This window comes from Nonomuraea endophytica, from assembly GCF_014203235.1.
In the GTDB taxonomy this organism is placed as follows: domain Bacteria; phylum Actinomycetota; class Actinomycetes; order Streptosporangiales; family Streptosporangiaceae; genus Nonomuraea; species Nonomuraea endophytica.
Map to the genome: position 1 here is coordinate 520,767 of NZ_JACHIN010000003.1, position 21,948 is coordinate 542,714.

The window sequence follows — 21,948 nt, forward strand, 5'->3', positions numbered from 1 at the left end:
ACGCCGCGTGCCAGCGTTGTTGACTATGACGGAAACAGCGACACGTCTGCCTTTTCAGCATCGGCTGCTTTCCGCGCCTGAGCTAGAGGCGCCGGTGAGTGAGCTGACCGGGCTGGCCTGCCGTGCCGTGCAGACGGTTCCCGGTGGTGGGCTGGTGCTGCTGGTGGAGGTGGACGGCGATCGCGCGCCGTCGGCCACGCGGGTACGGGCCGCCGTCCTGGACGCCTGCGGCGAGGTGGCCGAAACGGTGGTGACGCTCGCCCCGGGCTCGCTGGCCGGGGAGACGGCCGAGCTGGTGAACCGGTTGAGGCGCGGAGCGCTACCGGTGCTGGAGACGAACACGCTGGCCGTACCGGCTGTGTGGGATGAGCAGGACGTTCCGGAGATCAGCGGGCGGGGGCCACTGCGGGCTGACCGGCCGGAGCTTGGGCTGCAGGAGATCGCGCGGGCCGCGGGCGAGTTGCTTGGTGTCGCGCCCGAGGAGCTGGGACCGGAGGCGGATCTCATCGCGCTGGGCGCCGACTCCATCCGGATCATGCAGCTCGCCAACGACTGGCAGCGCCAGGGCGTCATGGTCAAGTTCGGCGACCTGATGGAGTCGCCGACGCTCGCCTCCTGGCACACCCTCCTGAACTCGGGCGGTCCGGTCGCACCGCCGCCCCCAGAGACCGGGCCGCCCGACCGGCACGCCCCCTTCGCGCTCACGCCCCTGCAGCACGCCTACTGGTTCGGCCGTCGCGACCGTCAGGTGCTCGGGGGAGTCGGCTGCCACTTCTACGCCGAGTTCGACGGCCGCGGCCTGGACCCGGACGCCCTGGAGCGCGCCGCCCGCGCCCTGTTCGACCGGCATGAGCTGCTGCGCGCCCGCTTCCTCGACGACGCCACCCAGCAGATCCTGCCGGAGAGCCCATGGCCCGGCCTCACCGTCCACGACCTGCGCGAAGAAGCGGACACCGAAGCCCGCCTGCGAGAGGTGCGCGAAAGCCTGTCGCACCGCCGGCTGGAGGTGGAGCGCGGCGAGGTGCTCGACCTGACGCTCTCCCTGCTGCCGGACGGCGCCCACCGCCTCCACGCCAACATCGACCTGCTCGTCGCCGACGTACGCAGCATCCAGATCCTCCTGGAGGACCTGGCCTCGCTCTACCAGGGCGCCACCCCGCCCCCGCTGACCTACGGCTTCCCCGACTACCTCGCCGAGCAGGAGCGACAGCGCGCCGCCGACCGCGAGGCCGACCGCCGCTACTGGGCCGGACGCCTGCCCGAACTGCCGCCCGGCCCTGCCCTCCCGCTCGCCATGGAGCCAGGCAAGCTGGGGCGCGTGCGGGTGGTCCGCCGCGACCGCAGGATCACCGCCGCCGACCGGGAACGCCTGTCCGAGCGGGCCCGCGCCCATGGCCTCACGCTGCCGATGACGCTGGCCGCCGCGCTGGCCGAGGTCGTGGGCGCGTGGAGCGCCTCGCCCCGGTTCGTGCTCAACGCCCCCTTGTTCGACCGGGCCCTGCCGCACCCCGAGGTCGAGCACATGGTGGCCGACTTCAGCAACCTCATCCTGCTGGAGGTGGACCTGTCGGAGCCGCAGACGTTCGCCGAGCGGGCCGCCTCGCTGCAGGCGCGATTCCAGCGGGACGTGGCGCACTCGGCCTACACCGGCGTCGAGGTCCTGCGCGACCTCAACCGCGGCGGCCGGCACGACCAGGTGAGCGCCCCGGTGGTGTTCACCAGCGCGCTGGGCATGGGCGACCTGGTCACCGAGGACGTCCAGCGCAGCCTCGGCTCGCTCGGCTGGATGCTGTCGCAGACCCCGCAGGTCTGGCTGGACCACCAGGTGGTCGAGGTCGACGGCGGCCTGCTGGTCAACTGGGACGCCGTCGACGACCTCTTCCCGCCCGGCGTCCTGGACGGCATGGCCGCCGCCTACGACCGCCTGATCGACTGGCTCCTGACCGAAGACTGGTCCGCACCCCCGCCCCACCCGGCCCGCCCCGCCCCGGAAACGACCGAGACCCCCCTGCCCGAGGGCACCCTGCACGCGCGCTTCTTCGACCGGGCCCGCCGCGATCCGTCCCGGATCGCGATTCAGCCCGACCTCTCCTATGGCGAGCTGTCGGATCGGGCGCTGCGGGTGGCGGGTTCGTTGGCCGAGCAGGGTGTACGGCCCGGCGACGCGGTGGCCGTCTGCCTGCCGAAGGGCCCTGACCAGGTGGCCGCCGTCCTGGGCGTGCTGGCCGCCGGAGCCCTCTACGTCCCGATAGGCGTCGACCAGCCGCCGGCCCGCCGCGACCAGATCCTGCGCCGGGCCGGAGCCCGGCTCCTGCTCACCGACCTGCCCTCCGGCCCGCCGCTGGAGGCTCCGGTCGAGGTGGACCCGGAGGCGAGCGCGTACGTCATCTTCACCTCGGGTTCCACGGGTGAGCCGAAGGGCGTCGAGATCTCCCATCAGGCCGCCCTGAACACGGTGCTCGACGTCAACCGGCGCTTCGGCGTGACCGCCGACGACCGGGTGCTCGCGGTGTCGGCGCTCGACTTCGACCTGTCGGTCTGGGACGTGTTCGGCCTGCTGTCGGCAGGCGGCTCCCTCGTCATGATCGGCGAGGACGAGCGCCGCGACGCCGCCCGCTGGGCCGCGCTGGTGGCCGAGCACGGGGTGACCGTGTGGAACACCGTCCCGGCCCTGCTCGACATGCTGCTCACGGGCACGGAGTCCACGCTCACCTCGCTGCGCCTGGCGATGGTGTCCGGCGACTGGGTCCCGCTCGACCTGTCCGCCCGGCTCGCCAGCGAGGCCCCGGAGTGCGAGCTGATCGCCCTGGGCGGGGCGACCGAGGCGTCGATCTGGTCCAACTACTGCCCGGTCCCCGCCGAAGTGCCGCCGGAGTGGGTCTCGGTCCCCTACGGCAAGCCCCTCGCGAACCAGTGCTTCCGCGTGGTGGACGGGCTCGGCCGCGACTGCCCCGACTGGGTGGCGGGCGAGCTGTGGATCGGCGGCGCGGGCGTCGCCAAGGGATATCGCGGCGACCCGGAGACGACCGGCGCGAAGTTCGTGAACGGCTGGTACCGGACCGGCGACATGGGCCGCTACTGGCCCGACGGCACCCTGGAGTTCCTGGGCCGCCTCGACCACCAGGTCAAGATCCGCGGACACCGGATCGAACTGGGCGAGATCGAAGCCGCCCTGCTCGCCCACCCCCACGTCGACCGCGCCGTGGCCACCAAGATCGAGCGCCGCCTCGCCGCCGTGGTCGTCAGCACCGGTGACCTCGGCGACCTGCCCGACCGGCTGGCGGAGCGGCTTCCGCCGTACATGATCCCCGACCGGATCGTGCCCGTGCGGGACCTGCCGCTCACCCCCAACGGCAAGATCGACAGGACGGTGGTGCGAGGCATCCTCGCCGACCAGGAGCAGCGCGACGAGCCGTTCGAGCCGCCGCGGCCGGGCGTGGAGAGCGCCGTCGCCGCCATCTGGGCCGAGCTGCTGGAACTGCCCGCGGTCGGCCGCGACCAGAGCTTCTTCACGCTGGGCGGTGACAGCCTGCTGGCCACCCGCCTCATCACCCGGCTGCGCGAGGGCGGCGTGTCCGGCGGGCGGCTCACGAACCTGTTCGACCATCCCGAGCTCGCCGCCTTCGTCGCCACCCTGACGCCGGGGGAGGAGGAGGACGAGCGGGCCGCGCTGCGCGCCGACCCCGAGCACCGGTACGAGCCCTTCCCGCCCACCGACGTGCAACGCGCCTACTGGCTCGGCCGCACCGACGACTTCGCGCTGGGCGGCGTGGGCTGCCACTTCTACACCGAGTACGACCTGGAGGACCTCGACCTGCCCCGCCTGGAGACGGCCTGGAACCGGCTCGTCGAGCGGCACGCGATGCTGCGCGCGGTGTTCCTGCCCGACGGCACCCAGCGGGTGCTGCCCGAGACGCCCCGCTTCACCATCGCGGTCACCGAGGCGGGCGAGGACGCCGACGAGGCGCTCGCCGGGCTGCGCGCGGACATGTCGCACCAGCTCATCGACGCCACCCGGTGGCCGCTGTTCGACGTGCGGGCCGTACGTTACGGCGCGGGCCGCACGCGGCTGGGCGTCAGCTTCGACAACATCATCCTGGACGCGCTCAGCACCATGACACTCCTCCGCGAACTGGACACGCTCTACCACGACCCGGCCGCCGAGCTGCCGCCCGCCGGGCCCTCGTTCCGCGACTACGTGCTCACCGTCAAGCCGGGCCCGAAGTCCCTGCGCCGGGCACAGGAATACTGGTCGGAGCGGGTCGCCGAACTGCCGCCCGCCCCGCAGCTCCCGCTGGCCGAGGAGCCGGAGCGCATCGGCCGCCCGCGCTTCACCCGCCGCCGGACCTGCGTGCCGGCCGAGCGGTGGCAGGCCGTGAAGGACGCCGCCAGGGCGCACGACCTGACCCCGTCCACGGTGCTGGCCACCACGTTCGCCGAGGCGCTCGGCGCGTGGAGCGCCCGCCGCGACATGACGATCAACCTGACCCTGTTCGACCGCCGCGAGGTGCATCCGGACATCGACACCGTCCTGGGCGACTTCACCTCGCTGCTCCTGGTCGCCTACGAGCCGGGCGGCACCTGGCTGGACAGCGCCCGCCGCCTGCAGCGCCGGGTCGTGCGCGATCTGGAGCACAGCGACGTCTCCGCGCTGTGGGTGATGCGCGAGCTGGCCAGGCGTACCGGCGCGGCCGACGCCGCGATGCCGGTGGTGTTCACCAGCACGCTCGGCATGGACGCCACCCCCTCCGGCGCCCTGTTCTCCGACCCGTTCTGGGGCGTCTCGCAGACGCCGCAGGTCTGGCTGGACCACCAGGTGGTCGAGATCGACGGTGACCTGCTCGTCAACTGGGACGCCGTCGACGACCTCTTCCCGCCCGGCGTCCTGGACGGCATGTTCGCCGCCTTCGCCGGGATGCTGGAGCGCCTGTCCACCGAGGACTGGGACGCCGCCGTCCCCTGCCTCACCCCGTCGGAGCAGCTCGTCACCCGCGCCGGCGCCAACGACACCGCCACCTCCCCGCCCGAGGGCACCCTGCACGCGCGTTTCTTCGACCGGGCCCGCCGCGATCCGTCCCGGATCGCGATCCAGCCCGACCTCTCCTATGGCGAGCTGTCGGATCGGGCGCTGCGGGTGGCGGGCTCCTTGGTCGAGCAGGGTGTACGGCCCGGCGACGCCGTGGCCGTCTGCCTGCCCAAGGGCGCCGATCAGGTGGCCGCGGTCCTGGGCGTGCTGGCGGCCGGAGCCCTCTACGTGCCCATCGGCGCCGACCAGCCGAAGCTGCGCAGGGAGCGGATGCTCCGCCGGGCCGGGGTCCGCCTGACCCTCACCGACCTGCCCTCCGGCCCGCCGCTGGAGGCTCCGGTCGAGGTGGACCCGGAGGCGAGCGCGTACGTCATCTTCACCTCGGGTTCCACGGGTGAGCCGAAGGGCGTCGAGATCTCCCATCGGGCCGCCCTGAACACGGTCCTGGACGTCAACCGGCGCTTCGGCGTGACCGCCGACGACCGGGTGCTCGCGGTGTCGGCGCTCGACTTCGACCTGTCGGTCTGGGATGTGTTCGGCCTGCTGTCGGCAGGGGGTTCGCTGGTTGTGATCGGCGAGGACGAGCGCCGGGACGCCGCCCGCTGGGCCGCCTTGGTCGCCGAGCATGAGGTGACCGTCTGGAACACCGTCCCGGCCCTGCTCGACATGCTGCTCACCGCCGATCGGGGCAGCCTGGGCTCCCTGCGCCTGGCCATGGTGTCCGGCGACTGGGTCCCGCTCGACCTGTCCGCGAGGCTCAGCCACGCCGCCCCCGACTGCGAGCTGATCGCCCTGGGCGGAGCCACCGAGGCGTCGATCTGGTCCAACTACTGCCCGGTCCCCGCCAAGGTGCCGCCGGAGTGGACGTCGGTCCCCTACGGCAAGCCCCTCGCGAACCAGTGCTTCCGCGTCGTCGACTCCGTGGGCCGGGACTGCCCGGACTGGGTGGCGGGCGAGCTGTGGATCGGCGGCGCGGGCGTCGCCAAGGGATATCGCGGCGACCCGGAGACGACCGGCGCGAAGTTCGTGAACGGCTGGTACCGGACCGGCGACATGGGCCGCTACTGGCCCGACGGCACCCTGGAGTTCCTGGGCCGCCTCGACCACCAGGTCAAGATCCGCGGACACCGGATCGAGCTCGGCGAGATCGAGGCCGCCCTTCGGTCACACCCGAACGTCGAACGCGCGGTCGCCACCAAGGTGGACCGCCACCTGGCCGCCTTCGTCGTCCCCACCGGCGACCTCGACGACCTGCGCGACCGGCTCGCCGACCGCCTGCCCTCCTACGCCGTTCCCGCCACGATCACCCCGCTGGACGACCTCCCGCTCGGCGCGAACGGCAAGGTCGACCGCGCCGCCCTCGCCCTGCTGGCCGGCGAACCCGACGGCCAGAGCCGCGACGCCCCACCTGACGGCCCAACAGAGCAGGCCCTCGCCGCCATCTGGCGATCCCTGCTCGACCTGCCGGACGTCGGCAGGCACCAGAACTTCGTGACGCTCGGCGGCGACAGCGTCCTGGCCACCCGCCTGGCCGAGGAGATCAGGATCGAGTTCGGCGTCGAAGTCCCGCTGCGGGAGCTGTTCGCCGGGCCGACGATCGCCGAGCACGCCGCCCTGATCGACCACCGCGACGACTCAGCCTTCGAGGAGGGCTCGCTATGACTGCCGGTCAGCTCATCGCCGAACTGGCCCGGGAGGGCGTCCACCTGTGGGCCGAATCGGGGCGGTTGCGCTTCCGCGCCCCCAAGGGCGTCCTCACCGAGGAACGGCGCGCCCTGCTGGCCGCCCACAAGGAGGAGTTGCTGGAGCAGCTGAGCCGCCCCGCCCAGCCCGAACTCCGCGCCGACCCGGACAACCGCCACGAGCCGTTCCCCCTCACCGACGTCCAGGCCGCCTACCTGCTCGGCCGGGGCGCCGCCTACGACTACGGCGGCACCGCCTGCCAGGTCTACGCCGAACTCGCCTTCACCGGCCTGGACCCCGGCCGCGTCGAGGACGCCTGGAACCGGCTGATCGAACGCCACGACATGCTGCGCGCCACCGTCCACCCCGAGGGCTACCAGGTCACCGCCCCCGACCGGCCCCGCTACCGCATCGAGACCACCGACCTCACCGGCCGCCCCGCCGCCGAGACCGAGGCACACCTGACGTCCGTCAGAGCCGCCATGGACAGCCGCGTCTACGACCCGGCGGCCTGGCCGCTGTTCGAGCTCCGGATCACCCGCACGGACGGACGCGACCTGCTGCACGTCTCCGTCGACTTCCTCATCGCCGACTACATGAGCATCCAGCTCCTGCTCACCGAGCTGAACACCCTCTACCAGGACCCGGCCGCGCACCTGCCGCCCCTGGAGATCACCTTCCGCGACTACGTGGCCGCCACCCGGGGCGAACGCGACGGCCCCGCCTACGCGACCGACCGCGCCTACTGGGAGGACCGCCTCGACACCCTGCCGGGCGCGCCCGAACTCCCCCTGCGCGAGGACCACGCATCCCAGGCGGGCGGCTCGTTCACCCGCCACCGGGCCAGGTTCACGCCCGGACAGTGGCAGGCGTTGCGCGAGCGGTCAGCGGCGCACGCGATCACCCCCTCCACCGCCGTGATGGCCGCCTTCGCCGAGGTCGTCGGCCGCTGGAGCCGGCAGCCCGCCTTCTGCCTCAACCTCACCCTCCTCAACCGCCGCCCCCTCCACCCGCAGGTCGACGCGCTGGTCGGCGACTTCACCACGGTCAGCCTCCTTGAGGTGAACGGCTCCGCCCACCCCACCTTCGCCGCCCGCGCCGCCGCGCTCCAGGACCGGCTCTGGCAGGACCTCGACCACCGGCTCCACTCCGGAGTGGAGGTGATGCGCGAGATCGCCCGCGTCAAGGGTCGTCACGCCGCGCTCATGCCGGTCGTCTTCACCAGCACGCTCGGGCTCGGCGAGGCCGGCGACGGCATGGGCGAAGTGGTGTACGGCAGGAGTCAGACGCCGCAGGTGTGGATCGACTGCCAGGCCCTCGTCGAGGACGGGACCCTGGAGGTCAGGGCCGACGTGCGCGACGGCGTGCTTCCCGCCGGCCTGGCCGATGACCTGTTCGGGGCGCTGCGCGAACTGCTGGCCGACCTGGCCGCCTCCGACGACGCGTGGGCGTCGGCCTCGCCTGTGGGGCTGCCTGCCGTACAGGCTGAGCGGCGGGCGCACGCCAACGCCACCGCGGCCCCGCGCCCCGGCGGGCTGCTGCACGAACCGGTCGTCGCCCGCGCGGCCGCCGCCCCCGCCGCGCCCGCCGTCATCGCGGAAGACCGCACGCTGACGTACGGCGAGCTCCTCGCCCGAGCCACCGCCGTGGCCGAAACCCTCACCCCGGGCGGCGCGCCGGTGGCGATCCTGATGGACAAAGGCTGGGAACAGGTGGTCGCCGCGCTCGGCACGCTGCTGGCCGGAACCGCCTACCTGCCGGTCGACACCGGCCAGCCGCCCGCCAGGCGCGCGCGCATCCTGGCCGACGCCGGGGTGGACACCGTGCTGACCCAGTCGTGGCTCGGCGAGCGCCCGGAAGGCGTGCGCTACCTCGACGTGGACACACTGCCGCCCGCCACCACCCCGGTGCCGCGGAGCGCGGCGAGACCGGGCGACCTGGCCTACGTCATCTACACCTCGGGCTCCACCGGCGACCCCAAGGGCGTGATGATCTCCCACGAGGCCGCGCTCAACACCGTCGCCGACATCAACGGCCGCTTCTCGGTCACCCCGTCCGACCGCGTCCTCGGCCTGGCGGCGCTCGGGTTCGACCTGTCCGTCTACGACGTCTTCGGCGTCCTGGCCGCGGGCGGCACGCTGGTGCTGCCGGGCGCCGCGGGCAGGGGCGACCCGGCCCGCTGGGCCAGGCTGGTCGCCGAGCACGGCGTGACCCTCTGGAACTCCGTGCCCGCCCAGCTCCAGATGCTGGAGCACTACCTGGCCGCACAGCCGGAGACCGCCCTGCCGACGCTGCGGCTGGCCCTGCTGAGCGGCGACTGGATCCCGATCACGCTGCCCCCGGCCATCCGCGCCCGCCTGCCGCGGCTCGACCTGGTCAGCCTCGGCGGTGCCACCGAGGCGTCCATCTGGTCGATCTTCCACCCGATCGGCGAGCCGGAACCCGGCTGGACGAGCATCCCGTACGGCAGGCCGCTGGCCAACCAGACCTTCCACGTGCTCGACCAGGCCATGCGCCCCTGCCCCGACTGGGTGGCGGGAGAGTTGTACATCGGCGGCGCGGGCGTCGCGCTCGGCTACCTCGGCGACCCGGACAAGACCGCCCAGCGCTTCGTCCACCACCCCGCGACCGGCGAACGCCTCTACCGCACCGGCGACCTGGGACGTTACCGCGAGGACGGGCTGATCGAGTTCCTGGGCCGCGAGGACCGGCAGGTCAAGATCCGCGGCCACCGGATCGAACCGGCCGAGGTCGAGGCCGCCGTCCAGGACCACCCGGCGGTCGCCGCCGCGCACGTGCTGGTGGACGGCGACGGCATGGAGCGCCGCCTGGCCGCCTTCGCCGAGCCGGCCCGCCGTACCCCGAAGAGCACGGCCGGGTCGGCCGAGGCCAGGGACGGGACGGCGGAGAGCACGGACGGGACGGCGGAGGACCTGGACGCGGCGGCGGAGGAGCTGCGCGCGGCCGGGTCGCGCGCGGGGGACCCGCACACCGCGCACATCTCCCGAGAGGAGCTGACCGAGTTCATCGCCCGCCTGGACCGGGCCGCCGTCGTCGGCATCATGCGCGCCCTCGCCACCCGCGGCCTGTTCCGGCAGGCGGGCGACACCGCCACGACCGAGCAGGTCATCGAGGCCCTTGAGGCCGCGCCCCGGCACCACAGGCTGGTCCGCCGCTGGCTGCGCGTGCTGGAACACGAGGGCTACCTCGAGCCAGGCCAGGCCGGCCTGCGCACCGCCCTGCGCACGGCCGGTCCCGACGACCTGGACGCCGCCTGGCGCGCGGTCGGCGAGCTGCAACGCGAGGACAGCTACCCGGCCGAGCTGATCGCCTACTTCAGGACCAGCACCGCCCACCTGCCCGAGCTGGTCAGGGACGAGATGGACCCGCTGCCGCTGCTGTTCCCCGAGGGCCGCCTGGAGATCTCCGAGGCCGCCTATCGGGAGAACATCATCAGCCGCTACGTCAACCACGCCGCCGTCGAGATCCTGCGCCGCATCGCCGCCGGGCACCCCGGCCGCCTGCGCGTGCTGGAGGCGGGGGCGGGCGTCGGCGGCACCAGCGCGCGGACGATCCCGGCCCTGGCCGAGCACGACGTGGACTACCTGTTCACCGACGTCTCGTCCTTCTTCATCAACGAGGCCCGCGACCGCTTCGGCGAGCTTCCCTGGGTGCGTTACGGCCTGTTCGACATCAACGAGGACTTCCGCGCCCAGGGCTACGCGCCCAACGACTTCGACGTCATCCTCTGCGCCAACGTCCTGCACAACTCCCGCCACGCCGGCCGCGTGCTGGACCGGCTGGTAAGCATGCTGCGCCCCGGCGGCTGGCTCGTCTTCATCGAGACCACCGAGGACAGCTACCAGATCATGACCTCGATGGAGTTCATGATGCCGGACAAGGACCCCCGCAAATGGGACTACGAGGACCTGCGCCAGGGCCTCGACCAGACCTTCCTCGGCCGGGACCAGTGGCTCGGCCTGCTGCGGGAGGCGGGCGCCGGCGCGACCGTCTGCCTGCCCGGCCCCGGCGACGTGACCGGCCCGCTCGGCCAGAACGTCTTCGCCGCCCAGTTCAAGACCGACCGGCGGCCCCTGGACGTCGCGGGCCTGGCCGGGCACCTGGCCAGGCGGCTGCCGGACTACATGATCCCGGCGCACCTGCAGATCGTCGACGAGCTGCCGCTGACCGCCAACGGCAAGGTCGACACCGCCACGCTCCGCTCATGGCTGCCACGCGCCGCCGCCACCCGCGCGTCGGCGGGCGGGCCGCCTCGCGACGACCTCGAACGCGCGCTCGCCGGCGTGTGGGCCGAGGTGCTCGGCGTGGACGCGGTCAACCGCGACGACGACTTCTTCGACCTCGGCGGCGACTCGCTCGTGGTGGCCAAGCTGGCCGCCACCCTGCGCGAACGGGTCCCGGCCGCGGCCGAGGCGCACTGGGACGACCTGGTCCGCCGCATCCTGCACCAGCCCACCGTGGCCGCACTCGCCGACGGACTGCGCCACGGCGGAGCCGACGAGGACGGCGTCCGCGCGGAGAGCACGCCGCTGATCCCGCTCGGCGGCGACCCGCCCGGCGACGGGCCGCTGCGCGTGCTCGTGCACGAGGGCAGCGGCACCCTCACCCCCTACCGCGCGCTGTCCCGGCTGCTGGCCGCCAAGGGCGGCCCGCTCGCCGGACTCGCGATCACCGACGTGGACGCCTACCTGGCCGAGGACCCGCGCGGCCTGATCGCCCGCCGCGCCGCCAGCTACGCCCGCACCCTGCTGGAGACCGGCGCGCACTCCTTCCACGTCGTCGGCTACTGCATGGGCGGACTCCTGGCCACCGAGGTCGCCAGGAACCTGACCGAGGCCGGCGCCGACGTCAGCGCCCTCACCGTGATCAGCAGCTACACCCTGCCCCGGACCATCGAGGACGACCTCGTGGCCGAGTACGTCTTCGCCAAGGTCATGGGCGTGGACCCGGCGGCGGCCGGCTACCCCGCCGACGAGGACCTGATGGCCAAGGTCTTCGCCGCCCTGCTGCGCGAGGACCCCGGCCGCGTGCCCGCCGGCTCGGTCACCGCGCTGACCGGCGACCTCGCCCCCGCCGCCGACGCCTTCCGCGCCCAGGCCGCCCGCCCGCAGGCCGAGCGGCTGGCCGCGATCGGCCACGCCGCCACCTCCGGCACCGCCGACCCCGACGTCGAGCGGCACGTCGCCATCTCCTTCCAGGTGGTACGGCACAGCCTCCTGGCCGTCGCCGCGCACGAGCCGGAGCCGTACGCGGGAGACATCGCCTTCCTGCGCCAGCGCGGCGGCACGAGCTTCCTGCCATGGCTGCGCGACGACATGACCGGCTTCTGGCGCGAGCTGTGCCTGGGCGAGCTGACCGTCACCGACGTCCCCGGAGACCACTTCACCTGCCTGCGCCCGCCGCACGTGGACGAGGTGGCGGCCGTGCTGGAGGAGTCATGACCATCGGCGTGACCGGATGCTACGGCGCCGTCGGCCGGGCCCTGACCCGCCGGCTGCCCGGCCCGCTGCGGCTCGGCGGCCGGGACCCCGCCCGCGTGCGCGCCCAGGCCGGGCCGGACGACGAGCGCGTCACCCTGGACCTGGCCGACGCCGCCGCGCAGGCCCGGTTCTGCGCCGGATGCGAGGTGGTGGTCAACTGCGCCGGGCCGTCCGCGACCGTCCTCGACACCGTGGCCAGGGCGGCGCTGGCCGCAGGAGCGCACTACGTGGACGTCGCGGGCGACCGGCTCGACCTCGCCCTTCTCGCTGACCTGGCCCTGCGGGCACCCGGCGGGCCGCGCGCCGCCGTGCTGTCGGCGGGCATGATGCCGGGCTTGTCCGCGCTGCTGCCCCGGGCGATGGCAGGCCCGGCGGCGCACCGCCTCGTCGCCCACGTCGGCGGACTCGACCACTTCACCAAGGCCGCCGCCCTCGACTACATCGCCTCCCTGACCGGCGAGTACGCCACCCCGCAGGCTGCCTGGCGCGGCCACCGAGAGGTGCGCGCCGCCCTGCGCCCGCTCGCCGGGGTGCGCCTGCCGCACTTCCCCGGCCGGGTCAGCGCCTACCCCTACCTCAGCCGGGAGAGCGCCCGCCTGGCCCGCGAGCTCGGGCTGGCCGAGGTCGAGTGGTGGGGCGTCTTCGACGGTGAACGCGCTCCGCGCGCCCTGGCGGGCGCCGCCGGCAGGGATCCTGGGCAGGCGGCGCGGGACCTGGAGCTGGCCGCCCGGCTCGACGCGGTGGGGCGGGAGCCGTACTTCCAGCTCGTCTTCGACCTGGACGGCAGGACGCTGATCACCCGCGCCGCCGACAGCTACGAGCTGACCGCCGCCGTGGCGGCCAGCGCGGTCAGGGCGCTCGCCGAAGGGCGGGTGCCGCCGGGCGCGCACGAGGCCGCCTGGGTGCTCGACCCCGAGCGGATGCTGGACGAGCTGCGCGCGGACCCGGCCGTGCGGGTCACCTCCAGCGTCGAGGAAGCCGTCGTCGAGGAGGGGGTCCTGTGAACGGGCAGCCGCGCGTGCTGGTCTGCGGGACCGGCTTCGGCCGGATCCACCTGGCCGCGATCACCGCGCCCGGGTCCGGGTTCCGGCTCGCGGGCATTCTCGCCAAGGGCGGCGAACGTTCGCACGCCTGCGCGCGGGAGGCGGGGGCGCCGCTCTGGACCCGCGTCGAGGACGTGCCGGACGGCGTCGACCTGGCCTGCGTCGTGCTGCTCGGCGCGGTGAACGGCGGCCCGGCCAGCGAGGTCGCGGCGGCGCTGACGGCCCGCGGCGTGCATGTGCTGCAAGAAGGGCCGCTGCTGCGCGACGAGCTGGCCGGGCTGCTGCGCGCCGCCCGCGAGCACCACACCGTGTACCAGGTCAACAGCCACTACGTGCACCTGCCGCCGGTGCGGCGCTTCATCGCCGCCGCCCGCGCGCTGCGCCCGCTCTACGTCGAGGCGGCCTGCGGCGTGCAGGTCTCCTACCACCTGTTCGACATCCTGGGCCGGGCGCTGGGCGGGCTGCGCCCCTTCGACCTGCCCGCGCCCACCGGCTCGGGACCCTTCCGCACGATCGACGGCACCCTCGCCGGGATGCCGTTCACGCTGCGCGTGCAGAACCAGCTGCACCCCGCCGACCCCGACAACCACGCCCACCTGCTGCACCGGATCACCATCGGCGCGGACGGCGGCACGCTCACGCTGACCGGCACCCACGGGCCCGTCCTGTGGTCGCCGCGGCCGCACCTGCCGGAAGAAGCCAGAAAGACCACCAGATTCGCCGACGCCGCCGACCCCGGCCTCGACCTGCCCGCCACCACCGTCATCGGCCCAGCTCAGACGCCCAGCTACCGCGAAATCCTGGCGACCCACTGGCCCGCGGCGGCCCACCGGGCGATCAGCGGTCTGTGGAAAGCCGCCGGTGACAGGATCGATCCGCTGCGTGAGGGGCAGTACTACCTGTCGGTCAGCGGGATCTGGCAGGCGATGGCCGCCTCCCTGGGGTTCCCCGAGCGGCTGTCGGGGCCGCCGCCCCGCCCGATGCCCGCCGCCGAGCTGATCGCGGCCGCCCGTACCGAACTGGAGGACTCACCGGCATGACCACGACGACCACCCGGCAGCGCGAGCAGTGGCTGCGGCCGCTGCGCGTCCAGGAGGTGCCCAGGCTGCGCCTGGTCTGCTTCCCGCACGCCGGCGGCGCCGCCGGGTTCTTCCGCACCTGGGCCGCGCGCCTTCCCGAAGGCGTCGAGCTGTACGGCGTGCAGTACCCCGGCCGCCAGGACCGCCTGCGCGAACCCCACGCGGCGAGCATGGACGAGCTGGCCGGACCGGTCGCAGCCGCCCTGGCCCCGATGGGCGAGGTGCCGCTGGCCCTGTTCGGCCACAGCATGGGCGCCGCCGTCGCGCACGAGACGGTCCGCCGCCTGGAGACCCTGCTCGGCGGCCCGATCGCGGCCCTGGTCGTGTCCGGCCGCCCCGCCCCGCACCTGGCCCACCCCGGGCAGGTGCACCTCGGCGGCGAGCGGGCACTGCTGGAAGACCTGCGCAGGCTCGGCGGCACCAGCGACGAGGTCCTCGACGACCCCGCGCTGCGCGAGCTGATCCTGCCCACGCTCGAAGCCGACTACCGGCTGATCGAGACCTACCGGCCGCACGAGGCAGGGCCGATCGCGACCCCGATCTGCGCCGCCGTCGGCGCGGCCGACCCCGAGGCAGACCACGACGAGGCCGCCGCCTGGAACGGCTGCACGACCGGCCCGTTCCGGCTTTGGGCCTTCCCCGGCGGCCACTTCTACCTCGTCCCCCACGAGGGCGAGCTGGTCGAGCAGGTGCTGCAGTTCTGCGGCCTGCCCGGCAGCTGGCCCTCGACCCCGTAACCCCAACGAGAGGAGACACCGAGCATGAGCGTCGAGAAGGAACTACGCGAGCTTGAGGAGCAGGGCTGGGCGGCCATCTCTGTCGGCAACGGCGGCTTCTACCGCGAACTGGTCACCGACCGCACGATCTGCGTCGAGCCCGACGGCCTGCAGACCGGCGCGGAGCTGGCCGCCGACATCGAGGCCAACAAGTCCCCCTTCGACGACTACACGCTGGAGGACGTCAAGGTGCTGGAGCTCACCGGCGACGCGGCACTGATCACCTACCGCGCCACCGTCCGCCTCAAGGAGGCCGGGTTCTCCTTCCAGCTCTACATGACCAGCGTCTACGAGCGCGTCGGCAACGCGTGGAAGCTCGCCTTCCACCAGCAGACACCGGTGAAGCAGGACGGCTGACGGCCACCCACATCGAGGAGATGAGCGGCATGAACGGAGGGGGAGTCGAGGTCGAGGGCCTGCGCAAGGTCTTCGGCGACAAGACGGCCGTGGACGAGGTGTCCTTCACCGTCGAACCTGGCGCGGTGGTGGGCCTGCTGGGCCCCAACGGCGCCGGCAAGACCACGGTGATCAACTGCCTGAGCACACTCCTGCCGCTGGACGGCGGCCGGGCGTCGGTCGCCGGGCACGACGTGGCGGGCGACCCGTCGGGTGTCCGCGCGTCCATCGCGCTGACCGGCCAGTTCGCCGCGGTCGACGACGTGCTGACCGGACGCCAGAACCTCGTGCTGTTCGGCAGGCTGCTCAAACTCGGCAAGGCGGAGGCCGCGGCCCGCGCCGGCGAACTGCTGACCGGCTTCGGCCTGGCGGACGCCGCCGACCAGCCCGTCAAGTCCTACTCCGGCGGCATGCGCCGCCGCCTGGACCTGGCCGCCAGCCTGGTGGTCAGCCGCCCGGTGATCTTCCTGGACGAGCCCACCACCGGACTGGACCCCGTGGGCCGCCAGGAGATGTGGGACGTGGTCGCCTCGCTGCGCGAGAAGGGCGTCACGCTGCTGCTGACCACCCAGTACCTGGAGGAGGCCGACCGACTGGCAGACCGGATCGTGCTCATCGACGACGGCAAGGTGGTCGCGGAAGGCACGCCCGGCGAGCTGAAGAAGCAGGTCGGCGGCCAGGTCTGCGAAGTACGCGCCGAACCGCCCGAGGACGCCCTGCGCGCGCTGCGCGGCAAGGTGGACAACGTCGAGGAGTCCGGCGGCCTGATCGTCGTCCGCGACGCCGACGGCGGCACGCTCGCCGACGTCGTCGCCGCCCTGCGCGAGCGGGGCGTCGAGGCCGACGACATCCGGCTGCGCCGTCCCACGCTGGACGAGGCCTTCATCGCGCTCACCGGGCACGAGCGGAAGGAGACGGCCTCATGACGGCCAGGACCGAGGCCGGCCTCGGCAACCTCTTCGGGCAGGGACTCCTGCTGGCCGGGCGCAACATCCGGCTCAACTCGATCGCCGACACCGTCAGCACGATGGTGATCTTCCCGATCATCTTCGTCTTCGGCTTCCTGGCGCTCTTCGGCAACCTGCTGAGCGTGCGCGGCATCGACTACGCCCAGTTCCTGCCCCCGGCGATCGTCGTGCAGTGGATGTTCTCCGTGGCGATCACCGCGGCCTTCTTCGCCGCCTCCGACCGCCGCAGCGGCATGCTGGCCCGCTACCGCGCGCTCGCCATCAACCGGGGCGCCGTGGTGGTGGGCCGGATGGCCGCCGACAGCGTCCGGGCCGTGCTGGCCATCGCGGTGATCGTCGCGACCGGCTACGTGGCCGGGTTCCGCTTCCAGGCAGGACCGCTGGCCGCCCTGGGCTTCGTCGCCCTGTCCGTGGCCTTCGCGCTGACGATCTCGGCGGGCACCAGCGCGCTCGGGCTCGCCTCCCGCGACCCGGAGTCGGTCTCCTCGACCCTGCACGTCATCTACCTGCCGCTGCTGATGGTCTCCTCGGCGTTCGTGCCCGCCGACGCCTTCCCCGGCTGGATCGAGCCGGTGGTACGCCACCAGCCGGTCACCGCCGTGCTCGACGCGCTGCGCGCGCTGGCCGAGGGCGGGCCGACGGCCGGACCCGTGGTCAAGGCGCTGGCCTGGATGGCCGGGCTGCTGGCGGTCTTCTCGGCGGCGGCCGTACAGGCCTTCAGGAGGGCGACATGAGCACCCTTGCCGAGACCGGCCTGCTCGCCGGTCGCAACCTGCGCCGCTTCGTCAAGAGCCCGCAGCTCGTCGCGGACTCGGTGATGTTCCCGGTGATCCTGCTGTTCCTCATGCTGCTGGTCTTCGGTGAACTCGTCGGCCAGGCCTCCCGCGGCGCCTACATCGACCGGCTGGCCCCGGTCATCGTGCTGTTCAGCGCGGCGTACGGGGCGGTCGGCACCGGCGTGGGCTTCTTCGCCGACCTGCGGGGCGGCATCGCCGACCGGTTCAGGGCCATGGACATCGGCCGGCTGCCGGTGCTGGCCGGGCGCATCGCCGCCGACCTGGCCAGGGCCGTGCTCGTGGGCGCGTTCACCACGGCCGTCGCGTACGCCGTGGGGTTCAGGTTCAGCCAGGGGCCGCTGGCGGTGCTCGCGTTCTTCGCGGTGGTGGCGATGTTCGCCTGGATCTTCCTGTGGCTGGCCGTCGTCGTGGCGCTGTCGGCCTCCAGCGAGCAGGCCGTCAGCGGGGCGCTCAACACGCCGGTGACGCTGCTGCTGTTCCTGTCGTCTGGGTTCGTGCCGGTCGAGCAGTTCCCCGGCTGGCTGCAGCCGGTGGTGCGGGCCAATCCGCTGTCGCTGGCCGGTGACGCGCTCGTCGGACTTTCGAGCGGCGGCGCCGTGCTGGTGCCCGTGCTTTTCACCGCGGCTTGGGCGGTGGCGGCGACCGCCATATTGGCGCCGCTCGCCGTCCGCCTTTACCGGTGAATTATCGCTGCTGGAATTCGAGGAGGCGGTATTCGATGTGCCCTTTTTCCGCTGCGCATTTGGCGGCGCGCAGCGGAACGGCCCGCCAGCCGTATTCAGCGGCCAGCGCGCGCACCCGGTTCTCGTCGCCCAGGTCGGTGAAGCCGAGCAGCAGCCGGCCGCCCGGCTCCAGGTGCGCCGCGGCGTCGCGGAAGTAGGCGGCGTGCGCGGCGTAGCCGGGATCGAAGAACGCGCGCTCCAGGGCGTCGGCGGGCTCACCCTCGACGAAGTTGGAGTTCCAGTAGATGAGGTCGAACCGGTCTTCGCTGGTCAGCGGCTCGAACAGGTCGCCCTGGGCCGTGTGGACGACCTCGTCGACGCCGTGCCGTACCGCGTTGAGGCGGGTGTTCTCCACGGCCGCCGCGCTGAGGTCCAGCGCGGTCACCGAGGCGCAGCCGCGCAACGCGGCCAGCACCGAGATGTAGCCGGTGCCGCTGCCGACCTCGCAGAACGAGCCGTGCAGGGGATAGGGCAGCCATTCGGCGTAAAGGGCCGACGACTGGGACAGGTGCGGCGCGTAGACGCCCGGCAGGAGATCCCAGTCGAGACCGAGCAGCTCGAAAGTCCGCGGGCTGGTTATTTCCCGATGGCGGGTGATGAGTTTCGCTGCGACTTCTTGCATGAATGAAATCATAGGCAATAGAGTTTCAACTGACCAGAGAATGGCAGGAGCAGATAATGCTCACCGAAAACGCAGTGGACCCGTTGCGGGAGTTCGCCCGCTGGGAGATGCCCGATTTCGCCGTGCTGGCCACGGCCGACCACCACGGCCGCCCCTCCGCCCGCTGGGTGGACGTGGCCTACGTCGACCACGGCTTCGTCTACTTCACCAACCACGCCAGCCGCAAGGCCGCCGACGTCGCGGTCAACCCCATGGCCGCCCTGTGCTTCGCCCTGCTGGAGAAGGGCCGGCAGGTCCGCGTCGAGGGCCTGGTCGCGCGGCTGGGCGAGGTCGAGTCCGACGCCCACTTCGCCACCCTGCCCCGCACTATGCAACTGCTGGCCTGGAGCAGTGACCAGCGCGCCGAGATCGGCGACCGGCAGGCCGTGCGCACCCGCTTCGACGACCAGCGCGCCCGCTTCACCGGCCAGGAGGTCCCGCGCCCCGTCCACTGGGGCGGCTACCGGCTCATGCCGCGCGAGATGGAGTTCTGGCAGCGCAGGGCCGACGAGATCCAGGACCGCCTGCGCTACCGCCGCGGCTCCGGCGGCTGGAACCTGACGCGGCTGGCCCCCTGAGGAGGACTCGCATGATCCCCGGATGCGTACCGTGGCCGGAGGAGAGCGCCCGCCGCTACCGCGAACTCGGCCTGTGGACAGGCCGGACCCTCGCCTCCCTGCTCCACGCCCACGACGGGCGCACCGCGCTCGTCACCGCCACCGGCGAGCGCCGCACCTACCGCGACCTCGCCGGGCGCGCCGCCCGCCTGGCCACCGGCCTGCACCATCTCGGCGTACGGCCCGGCGAACGCGTCATCGTGCACCTGCCGAACTCCCCGGAGCTCATCGACACCCTGTTCGCCCTGTTCACGCTGGGCGCCGCCCCGGTCCTGGCGCTGCCCCCGCACCGCCACGACGAGATCGGCCACCTCGCCGCCCGCACCGAGCCCGCCGCCTACGTCATCCCCGACCACCACCAGGGCTTCGACCACCGCGAACTGGCCCGCCGGATCCACGGCCCCGGCCAGGTGATCGTGGCCGGGCAGCCGGAGGAGTTCACCCCCCTCGACGCCCTCTACACCGAACCCGCCGACCTCAAGCCGCCCGACCCCGGCGACGTCGCGCTCTTCCTGCTGTCCGGCGGCACCACCGGCCGCGCCAAGCTCATCCCGCGCACCCACGACGACTACCTGTGCAACCTCCGGCTCAGCGCCGCCAACGCCCAGCTGACCGAGGACGACGTCTACCTGGCCGCGCTGCCCATCGCGCACAACTACGCGCTCGGCAGCCCCGGCGTGCTCGGCACCCTGCACGCGGGCGGCGCCGTCGTCCTCACCCCGACACCCAGCCCCGACGACGCCTTCCCGATCATCGAGCGCGAACGCGTCACCGTCACCGGTCTCGTGCCCTCGCTCGGCCTGCTGTGGGCCGAGGCGGCCGCGTGGACCCCGCACCGCCTGGACAGCCTGCGCCTGGTGCAGCTCGGCGGCGCCGCGGCAGGCCCCGAACTGGTCGCCGACGTCGAGGCCCGGCTCGGGCGGGTGCAGCAGTCGTTCGGCATGGCCGAGGGGCTGCTGAGCCAGAGCCCGCCGGACGACGGGCCGGAGCTGCGAGCCGGCGCCCAGGGCAGGCCGCTGTCGGAGCAGGACGAGATCCGGGTCGTGGACGAGTCGGGCGCCGAGGTGCCCGCCGGTCAGGCCGGTGAGCTGCTGGTGCGCGGGCCGTACACGATCAGGGGCTATTTCCGGGCGGACGACCACAACGCGCGGGCCTTCACCCCCGATGGGTTCTTCCGCACCGGCGACCTCGCCCGCGTCACCCCGAGCGGCCACCTCGTCATCTGCGGCCGGGTCAAGGACGTGATCAACCGCGGCGGCGACAAGGTGCCCGCCGACGAGGTCGAGGAACACCTGCTGGCCCACCCGCACGTGCGCGCCGCGGCCGTGGTCGCCGTGCCCGACCACTACCTGGGCGAACGCAGCTGCGCCTACATCGTCGCCGGGGACGAACCACCCACGCTCCCCGCCATCGGCGCCTTCATGCGCGAACGCGGCGCGGCCGCCTACAAGATCCCCGACCGGATGGTCGTCGTGCCCAGCCTGCCGCTCACCCCCGTCGGCAAGGTCGACAAGGCCCGGCTGCGGGGCGAGGCGTCGTGATCGCCGCCGCCCAGCAACCCGACTGGGACGACCCGGCGCTGCTCGGCCGGGTCGTCGAAACCCTGCACACGCTGCCGCCGCTGGTCCGCGCGCGCGAGTGCGACCGGCTCGCCGCCGCCGTCGCCCGCGCGGGCGACGGCGGCGGCTTCGTCCTCCAGGGCGGCGACTGCGCCGAGCGCTTCCGCGAGTCCGGCCCGTCCGACGTGCGCGCGAAACTCGCCCAGCTGTACGGCCTGGCCGCCACGATCACCGCGACCACCGGCGCGCCCACAGCCCCGCTGGGCCGCCTGGCCGGCCAGTACGGCAAACCCCGCTCCGCCCCGCACGAGATCACCGCCGACGGCACCCTCGTCCACTCCTACCGGGGCGACGCCGTCAACAGCCCCACCGGAACCCGCAGCGCCCGCCGCCCCGACCCGGAACGCCTGCTGCGCGCCCACCGCTGCGCCCGCGCGGTGCTGCGCGTGGTGCGCGAGTCCTGGCCCGGCCGCCCGCCGCTCGACCGCGCGTACGTCTCCCACGAGGCGCTGCTGCTCGACTACGAGCGCCCGCTGGTACGCGACGGCTACGCCGCCTCCGCCCACTCGGTGTGGATCGGCGAGCGCACCCGCCAGCCCGACGGCCCGCACGTCGCCTTCGCCCGGTCCGTCCGCAACACCGTCGGCGTCAAGCTCGGCCCCTCCACGACGCCGGCCCAGGCCGCCCACCTCAGCCGCCTGCTCAACCCCGACGCCCGGCCCGGCAGGCTGCTGTTCATCGTCCGCCTGGGCAGCACCCGGGTCCGCAGCCTCCTGCCGGAGATCGTGGATGAAGTCGGCAGGCGGGGTATGCCGGTCGTGTGGCTGTGCGACCCGATGCACGGCAACACGGTCCGCATGGGCACCGGGCCCAAGACCCGGCCCATGGCGGCGATCCTGGAGGAGGTCACGGCATTCGTCAGCGTCCTGCGCGCCCACCACCGCCACCCGGCGGGCCTGCACCTGGAGATGACGCCCGACGACGTCACCGAGTGCATCGCCACACCCGCGCCGTGCGCGCGGGCGCCCCGCCTGCCCCGCTACCGCACGGCCTGCGACCCCCGGCTCAACGCCGCCCAGGCGTTCGAGGTCGTCGAACGGTTCGCGGGACTGCTCTGAAA

The 21,948-nt window shown here is 73.5% G+C and carries 13 protein-coding genes; 12 read left to right on the forward strand and 1 reads right to left on the reverse strand.

The features are described 5' to 3' along the window. The first annotated feature begins 94 nt into the window (after positions 1-94). The 9 genes from HNR40_RS14350 to HNR40_RS14390 are packed head-to-tail and all read left to right on the forward strand — an operon-like array spanning position 95 to position 17,952. A complete protein-coding gene (locus HNR40_RS14350) occupies positions 95-6,688 on the forward strand; it encodes a non-ribosomal peptide synthetase (RefSeq protein ID WP_312896343.1) in 6,594 nt (2,197 codons plus the stop codon). Further along, positions 6,685-12,171: a non-ribosomal peptide synthetase gene (locus HNR40_RS14355; protein ID WP_184961232.1), complete on the forward strand. Its 5,487-nt coding sequence runs from the start codon at positions 6,685-6,687 to the stop codon at positions 12,169-12,171. The genes HNR40_RS14350 and HNR40_RS14355 overlap by 4 nt, the downstream gene beginning before the upstream one ends. Then, the gene (locus HNR40_RS14360; RefSeq protein WP_184961234.1) at positions 12,168-13,214 is read left to right on the forward strand and encodes a saccharopine dehydrogenase NADP-binding domain-containing protein; all 1,047 of its coding nucleotides are present in this window, start codon (positions 12,168-12,170) and stop codon (positions 13,212-13,214) included. The genes HNR40_RS14355 and HNR40_RS14360 overlap by 4 nt, the downstream gene beginning before the upstream one ends. Further along, complete coding sequence (locus tag HNR40_RS14365; RefSeq protein WP_184961236.1) at positions 13,211-14,293, forward strand: Gfo/Idh/MocA family oxidoreductase; 1,083 nt, start codon at positions 13,211-13,213, stop codon at positions 14,291-14,293. Before HNR40_RS14360 ends, HNR40_RS14365 begins: the two co-directional genes overlap by 4 nt. After that, entirely contained in the window at positions 14,290-15,069 is a 780-nt protein-coding gene (locus HNR40_RS14370; protein WP_184961238.1) for a thioesterase II family protein, read from the forward strand. Before HNR40_RS14365 ends, HNR40_RS14370 begins: the two co-directional genes overlap by 4 nt. A 24-nt stretch (positions 15,070-15,093) precedes the next feature. After that, positions 15,094-15,465, forward strand: a complete 372-nt coding sequence (locus HNR40_RS14375) for a nuclear transport factor 2 family protein (protein WP_184961240.1) — start codon at positions 15,094-15,096, stop codon at positions 15,463-15,465. Positions 15,466-15,494: 29 nt separating this feature from the next. Further along, positions 15,495-16,430: an ATP-binding cassette domain-containing protein gene (locus HNR40_RS14380; protein WP_184961242.1), complete on the forward strand. Its 936-nt coding sequence runs from the start codon at positions 15,495-15,497 to the stop codon at positions 16,428-16,430. Then, positions 16,427-17,206, forward strand: coding sequence for an ABC transporter permease (locus tag HNR40_RS14385; protein WP_184961244.1), 780 nt, complete (start codon positions 16,427-16,429; stop codon positions 17,204-17,206). Before HNR40_RS14380 ends, HNR40_RS14385 begins: the two co-directional genes overlap by 4 nt. Continuing rightward, positions 17,203-17,952, forward strand: a complete 750-nt coding sequence (locus HNR40_RS14390) for an ABC transporter permease (protein WP_184961246.1) — start codon at positions 17,203-17,205, stop codon at positions 17,950-17,952. Before HNR40_RS14385 ends, HNR40_RS14390 begins: the two co-directional genes overlap by 4 nt. A 1-nt stretch (position 17,953) precedes the next feature. Here HNR40_RS14390 and HNR40_RS14395 read toward each other — a convergent pair whose 3' ends face one another. Continuing rightward, positions 17,954-18,613, reverse strand: a complete 660-nt coding sequence (locus HNR40_RS14395; protein WP_246509037.1) for a methyltransferase — start codon at positions 18,611-18,613, stop codon at positions 17,954-17,956. Positions 18,614-18,669: 56 nt separating this feature from the next. Here HNR40_RS14395 and HNR40_RS14400 point away from each other — a divergent pair, with 56 nt between their 5' ends. From HNR40_RS14400 to HNR40_RS57195, 3 genes are read left to right on the forward strand one after another with little or no spacing between them, the layout of a single operon-like run. Then, positions 18,670-19,230, forward strand: coding sequence for a pyridoxine/pyridoxamine 5'-phosphate oxidase (locus HNR40_RS14400; RefSeq protein ID WP_184961250.1), 561 nt, complete (start codon positions 18,670-18,672; stop codon positions 19,228-19,230). Positions 19,231-19,241: 11 nt separating this feature from the next. Then, complete coding sequence (locus tag HNR40_RS14405; RefSeq protein ID WP_184961252.1) at positions 19,242-20,810, forward strand: (2,3-dihydroxybenzoyl)adenylate synthase; 1,569 nt, start codon at positions 19,242-19,244, stop codon at positions 20,808-20,810. Then, on the forward strand, positions 20,807-21,946 hold the full coding sequence (locus HNR40_RS57195) for a 3-deoxy-7-phosphoheptulonate synthase (protein WP_184961254.1): 1,140 nt from the start codon (positions 20,807-20,809) through the stop codon (positions 21,944-21,946). The genes HNR40_RS14405 and HNR40_RS57195 overlap by 4 nt, the downstream gene beginning before the upstream one ends. Positions 21,947-21,948: the final 2 nt, after the last annotated feature.